This window comes from Aquamicrobium soli (assembly GCF_042646345.1).
Lineage (GTDB): Bacteria > Pseudomonadota > Alphaproteobacteria > Rhizobiales > Rhizobiaceae > Mesorhizobium > Mesorhizobium soli_A.
On sequence record NZ_JBHRTK010000012.1, the window covers coordinates 414,611 to 432,310 of the forward strand.

General features: G+C 61.0%; 29 protein-coding genes. All 29 read left to right on the forward strand.

Going from position 1 to position 17,700, the window contains the following annotated elements; all coding sequences use genetic code 11:
- The first annotated feature begins 48 nt into the window (after window positions 1-48).
- The 29 genes from ACFOHJ_RS11735 (at window position 49) to ACFOHJ_RS11875 (ending at window position 17,640) form a co-directional block, all read left to right on the forward strand.
- Window positions 49-657 (forward strand): hypothetical protein, encoded by a 609-nt coding sequence (locus tag ACFOHJ_RS11735; protein WP_378220686.1) that lies wholly within the window; start codon window positions 49-51, stop codon window positions 655-657.
- Window positions 658-705: 48 nt separating this feature from the next.
- On the forward strand, window positions 706-1,371 hold the full coding sequence (locus tag ACFOHJ_RS11740) for a hypothetical protein (RefSeq protein WP_378220687.1): 666 nt from the start codon (window positions 706-708) through the stop codon (window positions 1,369-1,371).
- Window position 1,372: 1 nt separating this feature from the next.
- Window positions 1,373-1,810 (forward strand): GNAT family N-acetyltransferase, encoded by a 438-nt coding sequence (locus ACFOHJ_RS11745; RefSeq protein ID WP_378220688.1) that lies wholly within the window; start codon window positions 1,373-1,375, stop codon window positions 1,808-1,810.
- Window positions 1,811-1,842: 32 nt separating this feature from the next.
- Window positions 1,843-4,641, forward strand: a complete 2,799-nt coding sequence (locus ACFOHJ_RS11750) for a phage tail protein (protein ID WP_378220689.1) — start codon at window positions 1,843-1,845, stop codon at window positions 4,639-4,641.
- 38 nt (window positions 4,642-4,679) lie between these two features.
- Complete coding sequence (locus ACFOHJ_RS11755) at window positions 4,680-5,039, forward strand: hypothetical protein (RefSeq protein WP_378220690.1); 360 nt, start codon at window positions 4,680-4,682, stop codon at window positions 5,037-5,039.
- Window positions 5,036-5,479: a hypothetical protein gene (locus ACFOHJ_RS11760; RefSeq protein ID WP_378220691.1), complete on the forward strand. Its 444-nt coding sequence runs from the start codon at window positions 5,036-5,038 to the stop codon at window positions 5,477-5,479. The genes ACFOHJ_RS11755 and ACFOHJ_RS11760 overlap by 4 nt, the downstream gene beginning before the upstream one ends.
- Complete coding sequence (locus tag ACFOHJ_RS11765) at window positions 5,479-5,919, forward strand: hypothetical protein (RefSeq protein WP_378220692.1); 441 nt, start codon at window positions 5,479-5,481, stop codon at window positions 5,917-5,919. Before ACFOHJ_RS11760 ends, ACFOHJ_RS11765 begins: the two co-directional genes overlap by 1 nt.
- Window positions 5,920-5,930: 11 nt before the next feature.
- On the forward strand, window positions 5,931-6,536 hold the full coding sequence (locus ACFOHJ_RS11770; protein WP_378220693.1) for a hypothetical protein: 606 nt from the start codon (window positions 5,931-5,933) through the stop codon (window positions 6,534-6,536).
- Window positions 6,536-7,240, forward strand: coding sequence for a hypothetical protein (locus ACFOHJ_RS11775; RefSeq protein ID WP_378220694.1), 705 nt, complete (start codon window positions 6,536-6,538; stop codon window positions 7,238-7,240). Before ACFOHJ_RS11770 ends, ACFOHJ_RS11775 begins: the two co-directional genes overlap by 1 nt.
- A 5-nt stretch (window positions 7,241-7,245) precedes the next feature.
- The gene (locus tag ACFOHJ_RS11780) at window positions 7,246-7,593 is read left to right on the forward strand and encodes a hypothetical protein (RefSeq protein ID WP_378220695.1); all 348 of its coding nucleotides are present in this window, start codon (window positions 7,246-7,248) and stop codon (window positions 7,591-7,593) included.
- Window positions 7,593-8,999 (forward strand): phage head spike fiber domain-containing protein, encoded by a 1,407-nt coding sequence (locus ACFOHJ_RS11785; RefSeq protein WP_378220696.1) that lies wholly within the window; start codon window positions 7,593-7,595, stop codon window positions 8,997-8,999. The genes ACFOHJ_RS11780 and ACFOHJ_RS11785 overlap by 1 nt, the downstream gene beginning before the upstream one ends.
- Window positions 8,996-9,388: a hypothetical protein gene (locus tag ACFOHJ_RS11790; RefSeq protein ID WP_378220697.1), complete on the forward strand. Its 393-nt coding sequence runs from the start codon at window positions 8,996-8,998 to the stop codon at window positions 9,386-9,388. The genes ACFOHJ_RS11785 and ACFOHJ_RS11790 overlap by 4 nt, the downstream gene beginning before the upstream one ends.
- A gap of 117 nt (window positions 9,389-9,505) precedes the next feature.
- Window positions 9,506-9,763 carry a hypothetical protein gene (locus ACFOHJ_RS11795; RefSeq protein ID WP_378220698.1) on the forward strand — a complete coding sequence of 86 codons (258 nt, stop codon included), beginning with the start codon at window positions 9,506-9,508 and terminating at the stop codon, window positions 9,761-9,763.
- 47 nt (window positions 9,764-9,810) lie between these two features.
- On the forward strand, window positions 9,811-10,413 hold the full coding sequence (locus ACFOHJ_RS11800; RefSeq protein WP_378220699.1) for a hypothetical protein: 603 nt from the start codon (window positions 9,811-9,813) through the stop codon (window positions 10,411-10,413).
- A gap of 214 nt (window positions 10,414-10,627) precedes the next feature.
- Window positions 10,628-11,137, forward strand: a complete 510-nt coding sequence (locus ACFOHJ_RS11805) for a hypothetical protein (RefSeq protein ID WP_378220700.1) — start codon at window positions 10,628-10,630, stop codon at window positions 11,135-11,137.
- The gene (locus tag ACFOHJ_RS11810) at window positions 11,134-11,412 is read left to right on the forward strand and encodes a hypothetical protein (protein WP_378220701.1); all 279 of its coding nucleotides are present in this window, start codon (window positions 11,134-11,136) and stop codon (window positions 11,410-11,412) included. The genes ACFOHJ_RS11805 and ACFOHJ_RS11810 overlap by 4 nt, the downstream gene beginning before the upstream one ends.
- Before the next feature lie 140 nt (window positions 11,413-11,552).
- On the forward strand, window positions 11,553-12,191 hold the full coding sequence (locus ACFOHJ_RS11815; RefSeq protein WP_378220702.1) for a trypsin-like peptidase domain-containing protein: 639 nt from the start codon (window positions 11,553-11,555) through the stop codon (window positions 12,189-12,191).
- Window positions 12,191-12,343 carry a hypothetical protein gene (locus ACFOHJ_RS11820; protein WP_378220703.1) on the forward strand — a complete coding sequence of 51 codons (153 nt, stop codon included), beginning with the start codon at window positions 12,191-12,193 and terminating at the stop codon, window positions 12,341-12,343. Before ACFOHJ_RS11815 ends, ACFOHJ_RS11820 begins: the two co-directional genes overlap by 1 nt.
- A gap of 157 nt (window positions 12,344-12,500) precedes the next feature.
- Complete coding sequence (locus ACFOHJ_RS11825; RefSeq protein ID WP_378220704.1) at window positions 12,501-12,674, forward strand: hypothetical protein; 174 nt, start codon at window positions 12,501-12,503, stop codon at window positions 12,672-12,674.
- Window positions 12,675-12,831: 157 nt separating this feature from the next.
- A complete protein-coding gene (locus ACFOHJ_RS11830) occupies window positions 12,832-14,085 on the forward strand; it encodes an oxidoreductase (protein WP_378220705.1) in 1,254 nt (417 codons plus the stop codon).
- Window positions 14,082-14,240: a hypothetical protein gene (locus ACFOHJ_RS11835; protein ID WP_378220706.1), complete on the forward strand. Its 159-nt coding sequence runs from the start codon at window positions 14,082-14,084 to the stop codon at window positions 14,238-14,240. Before ACFOHJ_RS11830 ends, ACFOHJ_RS11835 begins: the two co-directional genes overlap by 4 nt.
- Complete coding sequence (locus ACFOHJ_RS11840) at window positions 14,237-14,539, forward strand: hypothetical protein (RefSeq protein WP_378220707.1); 303 nt, start codon at window positions 14,237-14,239, stop codon at window positions 14,537-14,539. Before ACFOHJ_RS11835 ends, ACFOHJ_RS11840 begins: the two co-directional genes overlap by 4 nt.
- Entirely contained in the window at window positions 14,536-14,733 is a 198-nt protein-coding gene (locus tag ACFOHJ_RS11845; RefSeq protein ID WP_378220708.1) for a hypothetical protein, read from the forward strand. The genes ACFOHJ_RS11840 and ACFOHJ_RS11845 overlap by 4 nt, the downstream gene beginning before the upstream one ends.
- Window positions 14,733-15,716, forward strand: a complete 984-nt coding sequence (locus ACFOHJ_RS11850) for a hypothetical protein (RefSeq protein ID WP_378220709.1) — start codon at window positions 14,733-14,735, stop codon at window positions 15,714-15,716. Before ACFOHJ_RS11845 ends, ACFOHJ_RS11850 begins: the two co-directional genes overlap by 1 nt.
- A complete protein-coding gene (locus ACFOHJ_RS11855) occupies window positions 15,713-15,919 on the forward strand; it encodes a hypothetical protein (RefSeq protein WP_378220710.1) in 207 nt (68 codons plus the stop codon). The genes ACFOHJ_RS11850 and ACFOHJ_RS11855 overlap by 4 nt, the downstream gene beginning before the upstream one ends.
- Window positions 15,920-16,244: 325 nt before the next feature.
- Window positions 16,245-16,643 (forward strand): hypothetical protein, encoded by a 399-nt coding sequence (locus tag ACFOHJ_RS11860; RefSeq protein WP_378220711.1) that lies wholly within the window; start codon window positions 16,245-16,247, stop codon window positions 16,641-16,643.
- A complete protein-coding gene (locus tag ACFOHJ_RS11865) occupies window positions 16,636-16,761 on the forward strand; it encodes a hypothetical protein (protein WP_378220712.1) in 126 nt (41 codons plus the stop codon). Before ACFOHJ_RS11860 ends, ACFOHJ_RS11865 begins: the two co-directional genes overlap by 8 nt.
- Window positions 16,762-16,834: 73 nt before the next feature.
- Window positions 16,835-17,002 (forward strand): hypothetical protein, encoded by a 168-nt coding sequence (locus tag ACFOHJ_RS11870; RefSeq protein ID WP_378220713.1) that lies wholly within the window; start codon window positions 16,835-16,837, stop codon window positions 17,000-17,002.
- Complete coding sequence (locus ACFOHJ_RS11875) at window positions 16,999-17,640, forward strand: deoxynucleotide monophosphate kinase (RefSeq protein ID WP_378220714.1); 642 nt, start codon at window positions 16,999-17,001, stop codon at window positions 17,638-17,640. The genes ACFOHJ_RS11870 and ACFOHJ_RS11875 overlap by 4 nt, the downstream gene beginning before the upstream one ends.
- Window positions 17,641-17,700 lie beyond the last annotated feature (60 nt).

Here is a 17,700-nt window from a genome sequence, read left to right on the forward strand (position 1 = left end):
TCCCAATAAACCCGCCGCCAGCTTCGCGCCGGGCATCGGTGCTTGTCAATGTCCATTACCTACCCCGTCGACCTGCTTGCCGCATGGCCCGGCTGGTGCACTGATTTCAGCCTGCTGTGGCGGCAGGAGCAAAGCCGCCAGGCGAACGGCCGCACTATCGTGAAGGATCTTGGAAGCCCGCTTTGGCAGGCCACTTACCAGTCGCGCAGCCTTAGTCCGAATGAACTGGACGAATGGCGCGCGCGGCTGGACGCGATGGAGAACGGCCTGCAGACGTTCAAGGGGTACAGCCTGAGCCGATGCAGGCCCGTGAAGCATCCTGGCGCGGTAAGCCTGCCGGCTGGGGCGCTTTCGACCGTCAATGCCAACCGCAAGGCGGTGCGCGCTTCGGGACTCACCGGTATCACGCTATCGGTGGGCGACATGCTCCAGATCGGTACGAAAGACCTGCACCGTGTGATGGAAGCGGCTACCGGCGACCCGACCAATGAATTTGAAATCAGGCCGCATCTTTGGCCCGGCGTTGGCGAAGGTGCTGCGGTATCGATAAGCAGGCCGTCCTGCACGATGGCCGTAGTGCCGGGATCGGTAAGCAGCCAGGCGGACGCCGCGACGGGGCGTGGCACGGTTAGTTTTCAGGCCATCGAGGCGCGGTAGGCCACTGGCGCCACACAGCCGCCCGTATAGTGCAATCCAAGGTACACCATGAGAAACCTATCGGCTGCTAATCTGGCGGCTCTACAGGCGCGCCAATTGGTTGCGCGCGACTTCCTATGGCTGGTTGTGCGCCGTCGCGATACCGGCGCCTCGGTAACGGAAGGTCTCTGGTCCGATGTCGGCAATATCACGGCGCAGGTCGTCAACCCTGACACCGGTCTGGCTGACACGCGGGATTGGTACGGCTCCGGTACGCTGGTTTCGATCAGCGATATTCCGCTGGTTGCAAATCTGACCGTCCAGAACGTTGGCATCAAGCTTAGTCAGATAGACGATCGCATCGCGCAGCTCGTGCGAGAGTACGATGCCAAGCAGGGCCGCGTCGAGATTTACCGCGGGCTTTTCGATCCCACGACAAGGCAGATGGTAGCGCCGGCAGAATGCCGGTTTGTCGGCTTTATCGACATCATCGAGATCAATACGCCTTCGGAAAACGAGGAAGGCGGCGTCACGCTGTCCTGCGTATCGCATACGCAGGAAATGACGCGCTCTAACCCTGACACGCGGTCGGACGCGACGCAAAAGCTCCGTCTGGCCAACGACGGATTCTTTGCAGACTCGAGCACGGTGGCGGACTGGGAAGTCTTTTGGGGCAGCAAGAAGGGCAAGGTGCCGTCGCAGCCGAAGCGCAAGAAATTTCTCGGAATCTTCTGACATGGCCGGCAGCAATGACGTCCGCCGCGCCACTCCCGACGACCGCCTGGCCATCATTCGCCTGTTGAAGGAAAGCCACGAGGCAGCCCGCTTCACGTTTCCGTTCAGCGCTCCGCACGCCGACGCCTTGTTCCAGCGGCACATGGCGTCCGGCCTTGTGCTTGTCTGCGGCGATCCGGCTCGTGGCGTCCTGATGGCGCTGGCCTTCGACCATCCATTTGGCGCAGGCAAATGGGCCAAAGAATCCGTTTGGTATATCGCGCCGGATGCGCGCGGGCGCTCTGCCATCCAGATGCTCGACGCCTATGAGGCGTGGGCGCGTGAACAAGATTGCGTGACGGTCGGCATGGCCAGTCTGGCCACCAACGATGTGTCCCGCATCTACGAACGGCGCGGTTATGCGCCAGCCGAAACACACTTTCTCAAGGCGCTCGCCTAACCGCTAGAGCGCCGCCCGCCACAAGGAACATCATGGCTCTTTTTACCGCTATCGCTGGTGCGATCGGCGCTGTCGCCACGGCTGTGTCCGGCTTCATCGGGACTGCCCTTGCGGCAGGCGGCATAGGTGCCTTTGCGCTCAAGACCGCCGTGGGCATTGGCCTGAATCTGCTTGCGCAGGCGATCGCGGGCAAGCCGAAGGCCCCGACGTTCTCGATCAACGGCACGCTGCAATCCGGCGGCGACCTGCCGCGGTCGTTTATTCTTGGGCGCACCGCCACGGCGGGGTCGCTCGTTTGGGTCAATACTTGGGGCAAGGACGGCGACACGCCAAACGGCTACCTGACTCAGGTCATCGCTATTTCCGATTTGCCGGTTAAGTCGCTCGACGAATTGTGGGTCAACGGCGAGAAATGCACCATCGATTACGAGCGCCCGCATGCAGATGGGCGCGGCTACCCGGTCACTGAGTACAAGAAGGGCAGTAGCGACAGTCTGTGGGTGCGCTTCTACGACGGCGCGCAAACCGCTGCGGATAGCTTCCTCTCCGCCACCGCGTCGAATGCGCAACGCAGCTGGAGTGCGAACCGCGTTGGGCGCGGCGTTGCTTACGCCATCGTCACGGCGCGTGTGTCGAAGAAGATGTTTTCCAGCATCCCGAACTTCAAGTTCGTAGTGTCGGGCATCCCGCTTTACGACATCACCAAAGATAGCACGGCAGGCGGCAGTGGCACGCATCGGCTGAGTGATCCGTCCACGTGGGGCGGTGACGGTGACGATTTGCCGGCGGTGCAAGCTTACAATCTTCTGCATGGTCTGACTTTCAACGGCCAGTGGTTCTACGGCCTGCAAAATATCGCGGCGGCACGGCTGCCCGCTGATAATTGGATTGCGGCGATCAACAAGTGCCGCGCGCCCATCGCTGGCGCGTCGGGCAATGAGCCGACCTATCGCTCGGCCGGCGAAATCCAGATCGATGCTCCTCTGGCGTCCGCGCTTGAGGCCATCAATACCGCCTGCCAAGGGCGCATTGCGGAAGTTGGCGGCGTCTACACGATGTTTGTTGGCGCTCCGGACGCGCCAGTAGCAAGCTTTACTGACGACGACATTCTGTCGACCGAAGAGCAGTCTTTCACGCCGTTCTTTGGGCTGGCCGATACGATCAACGGCATTTCGGCAAACTACCCGTCGCCGGAAGATGGATGGGCGGCAAAGACCGCCCCGCCTCTTTATCGCACGGACCTTGAGGCGCTGCACGGCAATCGCCGTCTGATGGCGGATGTGCCGCTGGATTTCGTTCCCTACGCCGAGCAGGTGCAGCGGCTCATGAAGTCTGCGCTGGAGGAAGGCCAAAGGGCGCGTAGGCACACGTTGGTCCTGCCACCTCAGTTCTGGTCCTATGCCGTGCCGGGCGCAATCCTGGCGTGGACTTCAGCTCGCAATGGGTATGACGCCAAGCTGTTCCGCGTCGACGGCGTATCGGACAAGGCCAACCTCGATGTCATGATTGACATCACGGAGGTGGATCCTTCCGACTTCGATTGGGACACGAACACGGATTTTGAGGTGCCGGTTGACGGCACCGTTGGGCCGATGCGTCCTGCGCCGCAGCCGATCGTCGACTGGTTTGCTGAAAAGTGGGCATTGAAGGATGACAACGGCGCCCCGACGCGGGCGGCCATCCGCCTGACTTGGGACAACAGCGACGGGAGGCTGGATGGCATCGACGGCGTTGAATATGAGGTGCGCCTTGCATCCGATCTGAGCCATGTGACCGGCGGTCGAACCGACCAGCCGGAAGCCGGCTCGATGGTCGTGTCGCAGGGCATTGTCGGCCTGACTACCTATGGTGTTCGCGGGCGATATATCCGCGACTCCGGTGAGGATGTGCTTTGGTCGGACTGGCTGCCGGTTACGACCGATGATATCCGGCAAACCGACGTCACGGCGTATCTGTCGGGCGTCGGCCAGGACGTTTACGCCACGCTCCAGCAACTGCGCGCCGACCACGACGACCTCCGCGCCCGCCTGGAAATGATCGCCGCCGGGTCTGCGGATGCGACAGGGGCGAGTATCGACGTGCATACGGTGGCGCGCCGGTTCCAGGATGCGACCGCTATTGCTATGCGGGAGATGACAGCGAGCATCGAGGCCAAGACGCGGGTCTACCGGCAGGCAACGGCTCCGACAGGCGATCTGGCTGACGGCGATATCTGGATCGATACCGACGACGGCAACAAAGTCAGGGTTTGGAACGCAACCTCGAGCACATGGGAGGATGCCGGCGCCAAGGGGCTGCTGACTTTCGCGCAGGATGCCCCCCCCACGGCCAGCAATGTCGGCGACCTGTGGGTCGATACCAATGACAACAGCCGGCTGTATCGGTGGGACGGGACGGCGTGGGTGGACGTGTCGGACGCACGCATCACGGCGCAGGCATCTATTCTAGATGCGGTGCAGGCAGCGGTGGGCAATGTCTCGGCAGATGGCCTGCGCAAGATCGAGGTAACAGCCGGCGCCGGTGATGTCGTGGCCCGGCTTACCGACATGGTGCGAGCCACGGTCGATGATGCCTGGGTCGAGGCGGGGACAGTTACGGAAGTCGGGTTTACCGGCGGCGATCCGTTGCAGCCGTTCGCCCGGATGCTGTTCGTCGCAGGGCAGTTCGTATTCACGGACGGCACCAACGACTTCCTACCTGTCGTCATTGAGGACGGCGAAATCAAGCTCGCCATCGCCAACATAGGGACCGTGACGGCCGGCGTCATTAAAAGCCCTGACGACAAGTTCGTCATCACGCTTTCGAGCGGCAAACTGGAGTGGTTCGACTAGTGCCTGGATACATCAAGCCAGTTGGCGGTCATAACCGCATGCGCTTCGTTCAGCCCGGCTACGACGCCGACGACATGGCGACTCCGCCAAACAAGGTGATCTTTGACAGCGACGATATCGGCACGCTGTCGGTGATCGCGCATGGGATTTATCGCTTCAACAACGGCGACAATACCAAAAAAATAGCGAGTTGGTCGCTGGATTTCATTCCGCTTTGCACCTTCCAGTTTCGCTTGAGCAATGGCCCCCAGTGGAGACCGTTCATCGTGCCGGCCGGCGCCGGGTATGTAAATCAACGTCTGACGGTGAGCCAGACTGGCATCACCATCACTTTGGCATTGAGCGTGAGCTATGTCGACATAGCTTGGCAGGCATATCGACTGGCGGTCACGCCATGAAGCGATGTATCATCGAACTCCCGAAGATCAGGATATCCAAGCCCGGATTCGACGTAGATACTGCCGCGCCGGAGAACCTGCTGTTCCATGAGGATTTCCTGTTCGCGCAGCCGTACTTCTTTGGCTTCGTGGCCTGTCCGTTTGCCGGATATGTTGGTAACGGCGGCCGGGATCAGACGGTGAGTGCCACCGTGCCGGACGTGACGGCTGATCCCGTCGTGCTGCTATTCATGTCCGCGGTGAGCAGTGCGGATGCGATCTACCCCATGCCGCGCGACCGAGGCTCCGGCAGCGACCAGAATGGCTACAACGTGGATTCCTGGCAAGTGATGCATCAGGTCATCAGTTCGACGCAGATCGACGTGCGGTTCCTGAAAGGGTCGCAGGGACGAAAGTCGCCCGCCGGTGCCCACATGATCCTGCTTCGGAGAGGGGCCTGATGCCGCGCGCCAGAATATCCGCCGACGGCATCGAGGTCGCGAGGCCTGGTTTCGACGTCGACACGGCCGCGATCGGCGAAATGCAGTTTTCCTCTGCACTGGTTGCGGCGCGTATCGTCAAGACGGGGGTGGTGACGCCAGGGCCATTCTCGGGGCTCTTGAGCAACCTGTACCTACAATCGATCGTCACCTTCGACGCACCGTTCCCGAGCCCGCCAATCATCCTGGTGGCCGGTCTGAATAGCGACGGCACGTCGGACCAGACCCCGTATGTCATCTCGTTTGCTGACGGGTCGGACGCCTACCACCTTCCGTACTACGAGATCAGGTCTTACACGGATCGGTTCGAACTATCGGTCTATAAGCCGGTGTCCGGCGTCATCCGCCCGACGCCCACCAACTGGCGGTATTGGGTCTTCCAGAACACCGTCGAGACTTAGTCGAGGCATCCATGACATCTCTGATCTACAACACCGGCACGGTGAGCGTGTCGGCCGGCTCTGCTATTGTCACCGGCAACCTGACCGGCTGGGCCGTCGCGCTGGTGACGGGCGGGCTGTTTTCGTGCGGTGGCATCTCGATCCCGATCCTGTCCGTGGAGAGCGACACGAGCCTGACGCTGGCCTATCCGTGGACGGGCGTCGACGCGACCGGTGCGGCCTATGCGATCGCCCGCGATACCTCCGAGGCAACGCGCGCCGCGTGGACAAACGACCGGCTGGCCACCATCATCCAGCGCCTGTCGCTGGTCGGAATCCATCCTGATGGCAGCGGCACGATCGCCGAGCGTGACGCGCTCGATCCGGTGCCGGCGGTTGGCTATCTCTGGCTCTATGCCGAGGCGGGCCACGATCTGTCGATCTACCGCAAGACGGCGAGTGGCTGGGACGGGCCGTTTGATGTGCGGGGGGCCACCGGTCCAGTCGACACCGACACGGCGTCGGCGCTGGGAATCCATGTCGCCAACAAGGCCAACCCCCACGAAGTCACCGCCGCGCAGGTAGGCGCCGCCACACCTGGCAAGGCGATTGCTCTTTCCATGGTTTTTGGAGGCTGATGTCGATGGACAAGTGTCATGTGACCGGGTCGATCCTCGATCCGGCCGGCAAAGCCATGGTCAACGCGACCGTCAAGTTTACGATGACGACACGCGACCAGGATGGCACCACGATCATCATGCCGTCGCCGGTCGTGGTCAAAATCGGCGATGACGGGCAGGTAGAGGTCGATCTGTGGCCCAACTCGCGTGGCCATGCCGGCACCTACTACAAGGTGAGCGTGCTCGCCGCAGCCGTCGGCAACCTTGGCATGACGTCGTACCCCGAGTGGCGCGTGGTCGTTCCGGACGCACCCACCGCCAACCTCACCGATATCTCAGAACTGGTCCCACCGCCCGTCGTCGACGACGCCCGCGCGGCCGCGCTCGAGGCTGGCGAATACGCGGTTGAGGCGCGCGGGTATCGAGACGAGGTGAAGACCCTCCGCGATGAGGTCATGCCGCTGGCTGATCCGCTGCAAACCGTCACCGACAACATCGCCAGCATCGACGCGGCGGCCACCGATATCGACGCGATCAAGGCGGCCCCAGGAGCCGCTGATTCTGCTGCCGCGTGGGCTGAAGGACACGAGCCGGGCGGCGTAGGCACCAAGTCGGCCAAGGAACACGCCGCTGCAGCCGGCGCCAGCGAGACCGCATCCGCAGCAAGCGCAACCAAGGCGGCTCGTGCAGCCGCCGTCATGTCACTCATCTTTGGAGCTTAATCATCATGGCAGCACCCAACATCGTCGCTCTCACTTCGATCTACGGCCGCACCGTAACCGTCACGCTCGGCGCCACGGCAACCGACATCGTCGCCAACGCTGCCGCGTCGGCCAAGGTGTTGCGCATGGCCAATCTGCTGGTCGCCAACCCAACCGATGATCCGGTCACGCTCAACCTTTCGGTGGTCAACGCAGCACCCGCCGCCACCGTCAAACTGGTGAGCAATCTTGTCCTGCCAGGCAACGCCACGCTGGAGGTTCCGGCGAGCAAAATCTACCTCGAGGAAGGCGACAAGATCACCGGCATGGGCCTGGCTCTCGTCGCTACGGCGTCCTACGAGGAAATCGCGTGATGGATTGGAACCATTTTCAGGAGCCGAGCATCGAAGGCGCACCGGGCATCTGGTCGCTTGAGGATGCTCTTGCCTACCGAGCGCAAGGCAAATGGCCGACGATTCCGGCAACCGTGCCTGCATGGGTGAAGAGAGGGCCTGACAACACTCTCCCCGACATGCAGATCGACTGGACGATCGGCAAGGGCTGGATCGATGGCAAGCCCTACTCCACGCTGGACGCGGTGCGGCGGGTCGGCAACGGGTCGTATTCCCGCGCCTCCGATGCGTGGGGCTACGGCCCCGACAAGGCGCTCAAGAAGTTCGGTCCGAACGTGCCGCGCCTGGTCTACGATCCGGTTACTGGGGCTGCGCTGGGGTATCGGGCCGAGGGGGCGGCGACCAATCTTATCACACAGTCGGGAGGACGCGATGGTACGATTGGTGTTGTTGGTTCTGGTGGCGCGCTCCCCACGGGTTGGGGCGCAGTCGCAGCCCTTGGACTGACTGTCGAGGTTTTGGCTACCAACATTGATCCGGTTATCGGCGGCTGCCGAGTTCGCATTTCGGGCACACCTACTTCGTCAGGTGTATTCAGGATGCAATGTTCGAACGCTGTGGGCCGTCAGGCCACCGACCCGGGCGTGGTGGCCTCTTGCTTCGTGCGTGGAATAGCTGGAGCCGGTAATGGCTTAATCAATCTTGTCAACGCCTCTAGTGGGAGCACACCTTCTTTCAATTTATTTGATGGTATGCCCACTCTTGCAGCCGCGCGACGACTTGGTGTTGGTGCAGGAACAACCGCGTCAGCACTAACCGTCAGGCAAGAATTTAGATTTACTGCGTCCTCTGGCGTACCCGTAGATATGACCATAGAAATCGGCGGTGCGCAGATCGAAGTTGGTTCGTTCCCGACCAGCTACATTGAAACCACCACTGCCGCCGCACAGCGCCTTGCCGATAGCCTCTCCTTTGCGCGAGCCGGCACGCCCGAGGGCACGGTGGTTATCCGGGGGCGGACGGCGGCGGGGATCGGTGGTGGCTCAGTTAGTCAGACGCTATTCCACTGGGGACTGGGCACCACGTCTAATGCCAACCGAATTGTAGTCGTGCGCAACACGGCCAAAAACATCGTAGCGGTTGTAACTGTTGGCGCTGTCGAAGCCGCCCGGATAACGTCACCGTTTACGGTCGGCGACAATACGGACCTTGCGGCAGCGTTGTCGTTTAAATCCGGTCAAATCGCCCTTGCGGTAGACGGTAATGCTCCACAAGTGATCACGTCATACGCCGGTCCGATGCCTGACTTATCCGACTTTATGGTTGGCACGACATGGAACAAGGCCGAATGGTACGGCACCATCGCCAGCATGCGTATCCTGCCCAAAGCCTATGATCCCGCCCAACTTCCGGGGATGCTGTCATGATCGACCATCTTGTCCACTGCGCGACGCAAGACGACGCTGACGCCCTCATGGAGCAATACGGATCGTCGCGGGCCTACCAGCCCCGCGTCATCCTGCAGGATGCCGTCTGGGACATGGCAGACCCCGAAAACCCCGTGCTCGTTTCGGCCGAGGTGACCGCATCGGGCTATCACGTCTGGATCGCGCTCGATGCGTTGGACGAGGCTCTGCGCGATCTGCCCGACAATGCCTGTCGGCTGATCGGCGATCGCTCGCTGTGCGGCTCCGGTGCGACCTGGCAGGACGTGCTGCTCTATCACGGGGCCGATATCTCGTCCGAGGTGCTGTCGAGCGCTCGGGTCGATCCGGTACCGGCCGGGACCGATTATCCGTGGCGGGTGGTGCCGTAAAAGCCCGGTCGCCAACCGCGGTAAGCGGCCGGGCCCTAGACTGCCCAGCACGGGGTTAGGAGTCTGGACAGAGCCAGCATAGCCCCACCACCCAACCAATCAACCAGGAAATCAGCCATGCCGCGCACCCCGTGCCTGGGCAGCACTTCTACGCGCCGTCCGTCGCTGCTCGGCCGCCTGTCGCGGCTGCTCAATCGCGCCACCGGCGGCCAGCCCAACCAAACCCTATGCGCCCGCATCGCAGGCAGTCACGGCACGCAATGCCGGTTCTGCCGGCTGATGTCGCGGCTGATCGAGCCAAACCACTGCGCGATCGAACTTGCCCGCTGGCAGCGGCGTGGGACCGCGGCAGCGAAGCGGCTGCGGGAAGAATAGCGGCCAGCACCTGCCGGGCACCCGGCCGCCCGCCTAAAGGAGACCCCATGAACCTGAATATTGGCGACACTCGCCTGATCGTCGACGCCTGCAAGGCTGCGGGGTTGCTCCGCAACCAGGCAGCCTATGTGCTCGCTACGGCTTACTGGGAAACCGCGCGCACGATGAAGCCGGTACGCGAGTACGGCGGCGAGGCGTACCTGCGCCAAAAGAAATACTATCCGTATGTCGGCATGGGCTACGTCCAATTGACGTGGAAGGCGAACTACGAGAAAGCCAGCAAAAAGCTTGGCGTGGATTTTGTAGCCGCCCCCAAGAAGCTGCTGGAATCCCGCTACGCCGCGCCCATCCTCGTCACCGGCATGAAGGAAGGTTGGTTCACCGGCAAGCGACTGGCCGATTATATCACCTTGTCGAGGTCGGACTTCGCAGGCGCACGGCGCATCATCAACGGTACTGACAAGGCAGCCAGCATCGCGGCAATCGCGCGCGATTATGACGCGAGCCTGAAGGCCGAAGGGTATGGCGTTGCCACGACGACGCCCGAGAAGCCGACCGCCACCACGACTAACCTATGGGCGTTGCTGGCGGCGTGGTTCCAGCGTTGGTTTGGCGCCAAATCCGTAACAGCCGCGAAAGACACCAAATGAGAAAGCTTATTGCAGCCTACACTACAATGGCCCCGTCGTTCCCTGGGTACATCAACATCGGCCGGGAGGACGACGGATCCATAGCCATTAGCGTCAGGGGCGACCCCAGCGGACCCGGCGCCAATCAGTGGGGAGAAGGCGCGACGACGACCCTCCACCTACTGGCGGACGAGTGGAACAGCCTACTCAAAGAGTTAGCCGGTGAGGCCCCAAAATGATCCCCGCAATTCTTCTAGACCTGGCGGGCACGGTTGCCGTGCCTGTCATCAAAAGCATATTCGCCGATAGGTTCGGCGACGGCGGCAAACTGGCCGGCGATGTGATCGACGTGGTGGCCGGCAAGCTTGGCGTGCCGGTTGACCAGATTCAGGACCAGCCGCCAGACAAGGTGCAGGACGCCTTGGTTGCCGCAGAACCTGAAGCGGCCGACATGCTGGCGCAGTACGTCGAGTCGCAGCGGCTTATGAATGAGACGCTGAAGGCCGAAATGGACAAGGATGGCCCGACGTGGACTTGGGCATGGCGCCCGTTCGGAATGTGGGTGTTCCTCGGCCTGACCATCCATCTGGTGGCGATCGTGCCGCTGCTCAACATCGTTTTGACGAGCCCGCTGATTCTGGCGATGGACGTTCCGACGTTCGTGACGCTGTTTATCACCTACACAGGCCTCTACATGGGCGGGCATACCGCCAAGAAGGCCGTAGAAAGCTGGAAGGCCAGATGACTCCCGCCGAGATTATGGGGGCGGTGGGTTTTGTCCTGCTGCTATTCGGCTACGCCTTTGGCGTCTGGAAATATGTGGACGGCAAGATCGGCCAGGTAAGGGACGACCTAGCCGCGCAAAAATTGCACGCGGCCGAGACTTTCGCCACCAAGGCCGGGATGCAGGAACAGACCAACGCATTGCTGCGCGCCATTGAGTCGCTTGGGTCGCGCATCGACGGAATCGCCGAGCGCATAGACAACATCATTCTGCAGCGGCCACAGCGTCGCTCCTAATATCAGCCCCGCCCCGCAAGGAGCGGGGCTTTTTTGTTTTTGTACTTGACGCCGATACGCAGATTTCACTTACTTAAATTGCCACAGAACCAGCGCTGCATTTAGCGGCGCGTCCGACTAACCAACCAGGAACCACCACCATGCGCACGCTTATTGCGATTGCAGCGGCGGCTTTGCTCGCCGGCTGTGCGGTGAATGTTGACAACACCACTACTGGCGCAACGAATGCGCCGTCGCCAACCGTAAAGGTGATCATGGACGCTGGCCATGGTAGCGGCGTCCATATCGGCAACGGCTACGTCATTACGGCCGGCCATGTTACCGAAAATCAGAAGACCATTTCCGTAAAGGATTCGACCGGCAAGGAGCATAAGGCCGAAGTGCTTTGGCTCAACCATGCCAGTGACGTGTCGCTCATTCGCGTCGACGATTGGCATGGAATGCGCAAGGCTAACCTTGACTGCGACGCCACCAAGATCGGTGACGCAATCCGCATCGAGGGCAACCCGAATGCTGTTGAGTTTGCAGTGTCGTGGGGCCGTGTTAGCGCTTTCGGCAAGACCGGCTTCGAGAACCTGGACAACAACGGCTTGTGGCGCGTGCTTGTGACGCTGGATGCCACGGCCGCGCCGGGTGTTAGCGGCGGGCCGGTTTACGACGCAGACGGATACACGGTGCGAGGAATTCTTGTCAGCGGCATGGTCACGCCGCGTGGTGTGTTTCCGTACAGCTACATGGTGCCGTCAACGGAAATCTGCCGGGTTATGGGGAGGGTGTGATGCGCGCACTAGCGATCGTTGCCGTACTGTTCACCCTCGCCGGCTGTTCCACGACTGGCGTCGGTAATGCGTATACCGATTACAAGCGCACGTCGTTCGAGGTCGGCGTCAATCACTGCCTGCATAATACGGTGCTGCAATGCGGAATGTGATCGCCGTATTGCTGTATATCGCAGCCGCTTTTCTGACCGGCGGCTACTACGTAAACCACAGGTGCGGGGAGAGTTCCACTTGCGGCATAGACGCGACACTAGCCGGTGCTGCAGCCCCTGCATATTGGGCTGGACGCGCTGCTATTGAGGTGACGAAGTGACCGACTGGATCGAATGGAAGGGCGGAGCGCAGCCTGTAAGCGACGATGTGCTGGTTGAGGTGCTGTTCGGTAGCGGCAAGCGCCTTACGGAATTTGCTGATTATCTAAACTGGCGGGCACCAAACACCTCGATAACCGCCTACCGCATCGTGAAGGAAGGCCAATGCTGATTATACTTGTCGCGCCGGTATGGCTGGCGCTTATCGGAATCATGGTCGCTTGGGGTTGCGACCCTCAAGGGCCGACCATGACTACCGTCTACATCATCGCAGCATTGACGTCGTTCTTTTCGTTAATTTTCTCGGAGGCGTAATGCCCACACCACCCATGACCGACGACACCGCCCTAGAGGCGGCAATCATGCGCGCCGCGTGCGACAGCGATAGCGAGGCGGCTTCCCGCCTTGGCATTGCCCGCAGCACGTTCCAGAACCGTATGCGGCGCGCCGCGGAACGCGGGCTTGTCGCGCCTGGCGTCGAGACGATGCCGGGGTATCGCATTGACGCGCTGACGACGACGCCGAACGGGACGTACATAAAGCAGCGCAAGGAGCATGGCGAGGAATACACGCCAACGCTGCCCGTCAAAGGCAAGACTACGCTGGTTGATGCGGAAGGCCGCATCATCACGCAGCACATCATGGAGCGGGCAACTGCCGAGCAGCAGGCCGATACGCTGCGGGCTATGGTGGATGCGGTCAAGGAGGAGATTCCGCGGCTTACACCGACGGCAGCACCTGCTATCGATTACGCCGATCTGGCTAATCAGTTCACGGTAACCGACAACCATTTCGGGATGCTTGCATGGTGGGAGGAGGCTGGCGCGGATTACGATTTGCGGATTGCCGAGCAACTTCTGCTTGATTGGTTCGCCGCAGAAATTACGCAGTCGCCCCGAGGGCATACTGCAATAATGGCGCAGCTGGGCGACTTGATGCACCACGATGCTCTGGAGTCAGTTACCCCGGCGCACAAGCACGTCCTGGATGCTGACTCACGGCTACAAAAGATTATCCGCGTCGTAATACGCACCATCAGGCGCGTCATTAGCATGTTGCTTGACACACATCAGCACGTGCATGTCGTGATGGCGTCCGGCAACCACGATCCCGCTTCATCTGCGTGGCTGCGAGAGATGCTTGCCGTCATGTACGAGCGCGAAACGCGCATTAGCGTTGATAGTAGCCCTGCGCTCTATTACGCTTTTGAGTGGGGGGAGACAGCACTCTTCTATCACCACGGCCACAAACGCGGCCTAGGAGACGTCGACCGCGTGTTCGCCAGCATGTTCCGCGAAATGTACGGGCGCTGCAGGTTTCACTTTGGGCACATAGGCCACAAGCACTCCGATGCTAGAAGCCCGAGTAACACGCTATTTCCCATTGAACAGCATGAAACGCTCGCAGGCAAGGATGCTTACGCTGCAGCCGGAGGGTTCATGTCGGGGCGTTCGGCCAAGCGCATTACCTACCATAAGCGATTCGGCGAAGTTGGGAGGTCGACGCTGCGGCCTGAAATGGTGTTTGGCGCCAGCAAATTGGTTGCCGCGAATGACAACAACGAACGGAGGGCTGTGGCGTGACTGAAAAAGAAGCGCGAGCCGTCCTGCGCGAACGCATGGGCAACGACTACTATTTCCTGCCCGCCAAGGATGAAGCGGAATGGGTGCGTCAGATTATGGTCGGCACATTCTTCACAGCGAGCGACAACAGCCAGAAAGCAAGGAGGGTGGTGTGAAACCACATAGCTTGATGTGGCGGGCGGCCAGGTGGGTAATTAGTCGCGCCGCAAACCTAACGCCGGAGGTCGTCTACTACGCAGACGGCTGGCCCGCGAAGATCAACGGGAAACTAACCGAGTTCAAGAACGTCGACGACGGGGAGCAATCTGCATTTGCCACGGCTGCAATAGCAATCTGCTGCGCATCACATGCGCAGCTAAAGATCGGCGACACAATGACGGCAAAGATGAGCGGCGTCACCCGCAGGAAGATTGGAGTGGGCGACTTCGAAGTGTCGGTTAGGAGGGCGGCGTGACACGGCTGATGATGGATGAGCCAAAGCCTATGAGCGCGGAACTTGCAGCGCTTTTGGAGAAGGCCAAAAACCACGTCATGACCAAGCCCGAACGGGAAGCGCAACGCCGGTCTTGGGTGGTGGGCGAGATGATGCTTTCGCACCCGGAAATGTCGCGCGAGGAAGCTAACCGCATTTACGACGAGGTGTGCTGATGGAATTGGGCAATATCACCTACGCACCGAATTACGGTCGTGCCGACCCCAACTGCAAAGACACCGCCGCCCGCCTTGCCGTGGAGGGGGCGCCAACGATACGAGAACGGTGGGCTTCGGAGGCAGTAAAACGCTGTCAGACAGTCGAAACCGCCGACCTGTCGTGGGTGCCGGGCATTTCCAACGACAAGGGGGGCGTGAACACCTTCCCGTCTCTCGTTGTAACGCGCGCGCCTGCGCCTGCATCTATGTACGCCAACGACAACGTGCCGGCTGGCGAGCAGCGCGCACGGCCGTGGGGCACGGTAGACGTGCTATATACTGACGACCATCCTCGGGCGCCCGGCCAGCGCCGTGGCGACTGGATGCAGACATACACAGGACGCAAGTTCTGGCCGCTGGATGCTCGCCCTGAGGATGTGGATATTCGTGACATTGCGCACGCGCTGTCAATGCTTTGTCGGTACGGCGGGCACAGTCTGCGGTTTTATTCTGTGGCGGAGCATTCGGTTCATGTCGCCAGATGGCTGGAAGAGCGCAATTACAAGCCAGAAGTGACGCTTGCCGGACTGCTGCACGATGCGACGGAGGCTTACTTGACGGACGTGCCGCGCCCGCTCAAGCGCAGCTTGCCGGACTATCGCAGGGCGGAAAGCGCGCTGTGGGCGGTGATCGCGGAGGCGTTCGATCTTACCGGCTATGAAGACGATCTGCCTACAGCCGTCCACGAGGCCGACAACCGAATCCTGGCTGATGAAATCCGCCAGAACATGAAGCCTATGGACTGGCACAAGAGGCACGACCTGCCGCTTGGCGTATCGTTGCAATTCTGGCCGCCGGGGAGAGCCGAACGGGAGTTTCTATCTCTAGCGAACGACTTGTTTGGCCGCATCGACAATCCGCCACCCGAATATCCCGAAGCCGATCGTGAGGCGTCGGATGCGGATAGGGCCTATCAATTCTGGAAGGAGCAAGCAGCGTGAGCATGATACCGGAGGACATTCGTAGGACTGCGGAGAAGGCATGGCAGCCGACGTCGCTAGAGTGCAAGCAGGCCATTGCCCGCGCCATTCTTGCCGAGCGCAAGCGGTGCGCGGAGGTTGCGCGCCACCTGAACGGTTGGGGCTACCCGCCTGCTCCTGCGCTTGCCGACCATATCGCCAACATTATCGAGTCCGGACAATGAAACACCTATACGGCTGGCTTTGCTGGCAGATCGGCGGCTGCGGCGTGGCGCATGGCTATATCGGTAGGTCGAGGTTCTTCGACTACTGCTTGGCTCGCGGCGGCACGTGGGCGTTTGGGAAGGAGGACGCAGCGTGAAAGCGGATGAAGTAGGCGAGTGCATTGGACTCGGAGCGGTACTGACATACGCGGTGGGCGTCCCCGTTACATGGGGATACCTGTTCACGGCGCTTGGGGGGTGACCCCCGCTTTGCACTTGCGGTTGCGGCAGGGGCCTTCGGCTGGCCGCTTTACCTACTCGGCAAGATTGGAGTTTGGCTGGCATCATGACCATCGATCCCCGCCACGACCTTTACGTCGGCTGCGACGTCGTTTGTGTCGACGACAAGGTGCCGCTCATTGGCGGCGCTGTCGTAAAGGATAAAGCCATTACCGAGGGCGAAATTTACGTCATCGAATGGATTGGCATCGTCAACAACTACGTGTTTGGCGAATACCTTGGCGTTAGGCTCAAGGGCGTGAACAGCAGGTTCGGCGCGGAGAACGCCCAGCCGCATACACCCTTCAACGCCAACCGCTTCCGGCCGCTGGTGAAGGATCCCCTTGCTTGGGCGAAGCGCATTGCGACCGATCCTTCGTGGAAAGTCGATGGACCGGAAGGGCCTCTACATCCTGACGGGCCGTTGCCGGAGCCGAAACGTGTGAAGGAGGCGGAAGATGCCTGACCACAAACTACGCGCCGCGTTGATGGCTGCCGTTATCGCAGCAATGAACGAAGTTGGCTTGGCGACGTTCAAGCGTACGTCGCTGTTCATGTCGAACGAAAGGAACTGCCGTGGCTGAATCTATGGTAGAGCGGGTAGCGCGGGCGCTGCATGAAAAGCCGGGCCGTGGATACGAGTGGGAGACCGCGACAATGGCTGAGCGTGAACACGCGCTGGATTATGCCCGCGCCGCTATCGAGGCGATGCGGGAGCCTACGGATGCCGTTCTGCGGGCAGTAAAGCTGAAACACGGCTTCAACGATGCCTCGATCTATCGCCCGTTTATCGACGCCGCCCTCGACGAGCAGGTGACGGGATGAATCTTGAACGCAACCCTTTACGGTTTGCAAGGCTGTCCAACGAACCGCGCGCCGTTATACCGGACGGAAGTTGCGGTGAGTTGTGGCCAATCAATATTCGCCCCGCAGCCAACGACAATGCCCCTCGCGTCATCGCCCTTTCCGGCGCGGCCGGAAGCGGCAAGTCGACCGCCGCCGACTACCTGGTGCGCCAGTATGGCTACGAGCGGATTAAATTTGCTGGCCCGCTTAAGGACGCTATGCGCGCCTTGGGGCTGACCGACTACCATATCGAGGGCGAAGGCAAGGAAAGGCCGTGCTTGCTGCTACAGGGCAAGACGCCGCGCTATGCCATGCAGACGATCGGCACGCAGTGGGGGCGCGATCTTATCGGACCGCACTTCTGGGTTGGCCTGTGGGAGGCGCGTGCGAACGAAGTGCTGGATAGCGGCGGGCGCGTCGTAGTGGATGATTGCCGTTTCCCGAACGAGGCTGAGGCAGTGAGAAAGCTTGGCGGCGTTGTCGTGCGGCTTGTTGGTCGGGGCGGTATCGGCGGCGGGCATTCGTCGGAGACGATGGATTGGGAGGCGGATCGGTACGTCTACAACGATACAACGCGCGAGCGCCTGTACGAGATATTGAATGAGGTGGCGGCGTGAAGATAATAGGGGGCGTTGGGTACAGGCGCACCTTCACCGATGCAGAGTTAGCCGAGATCG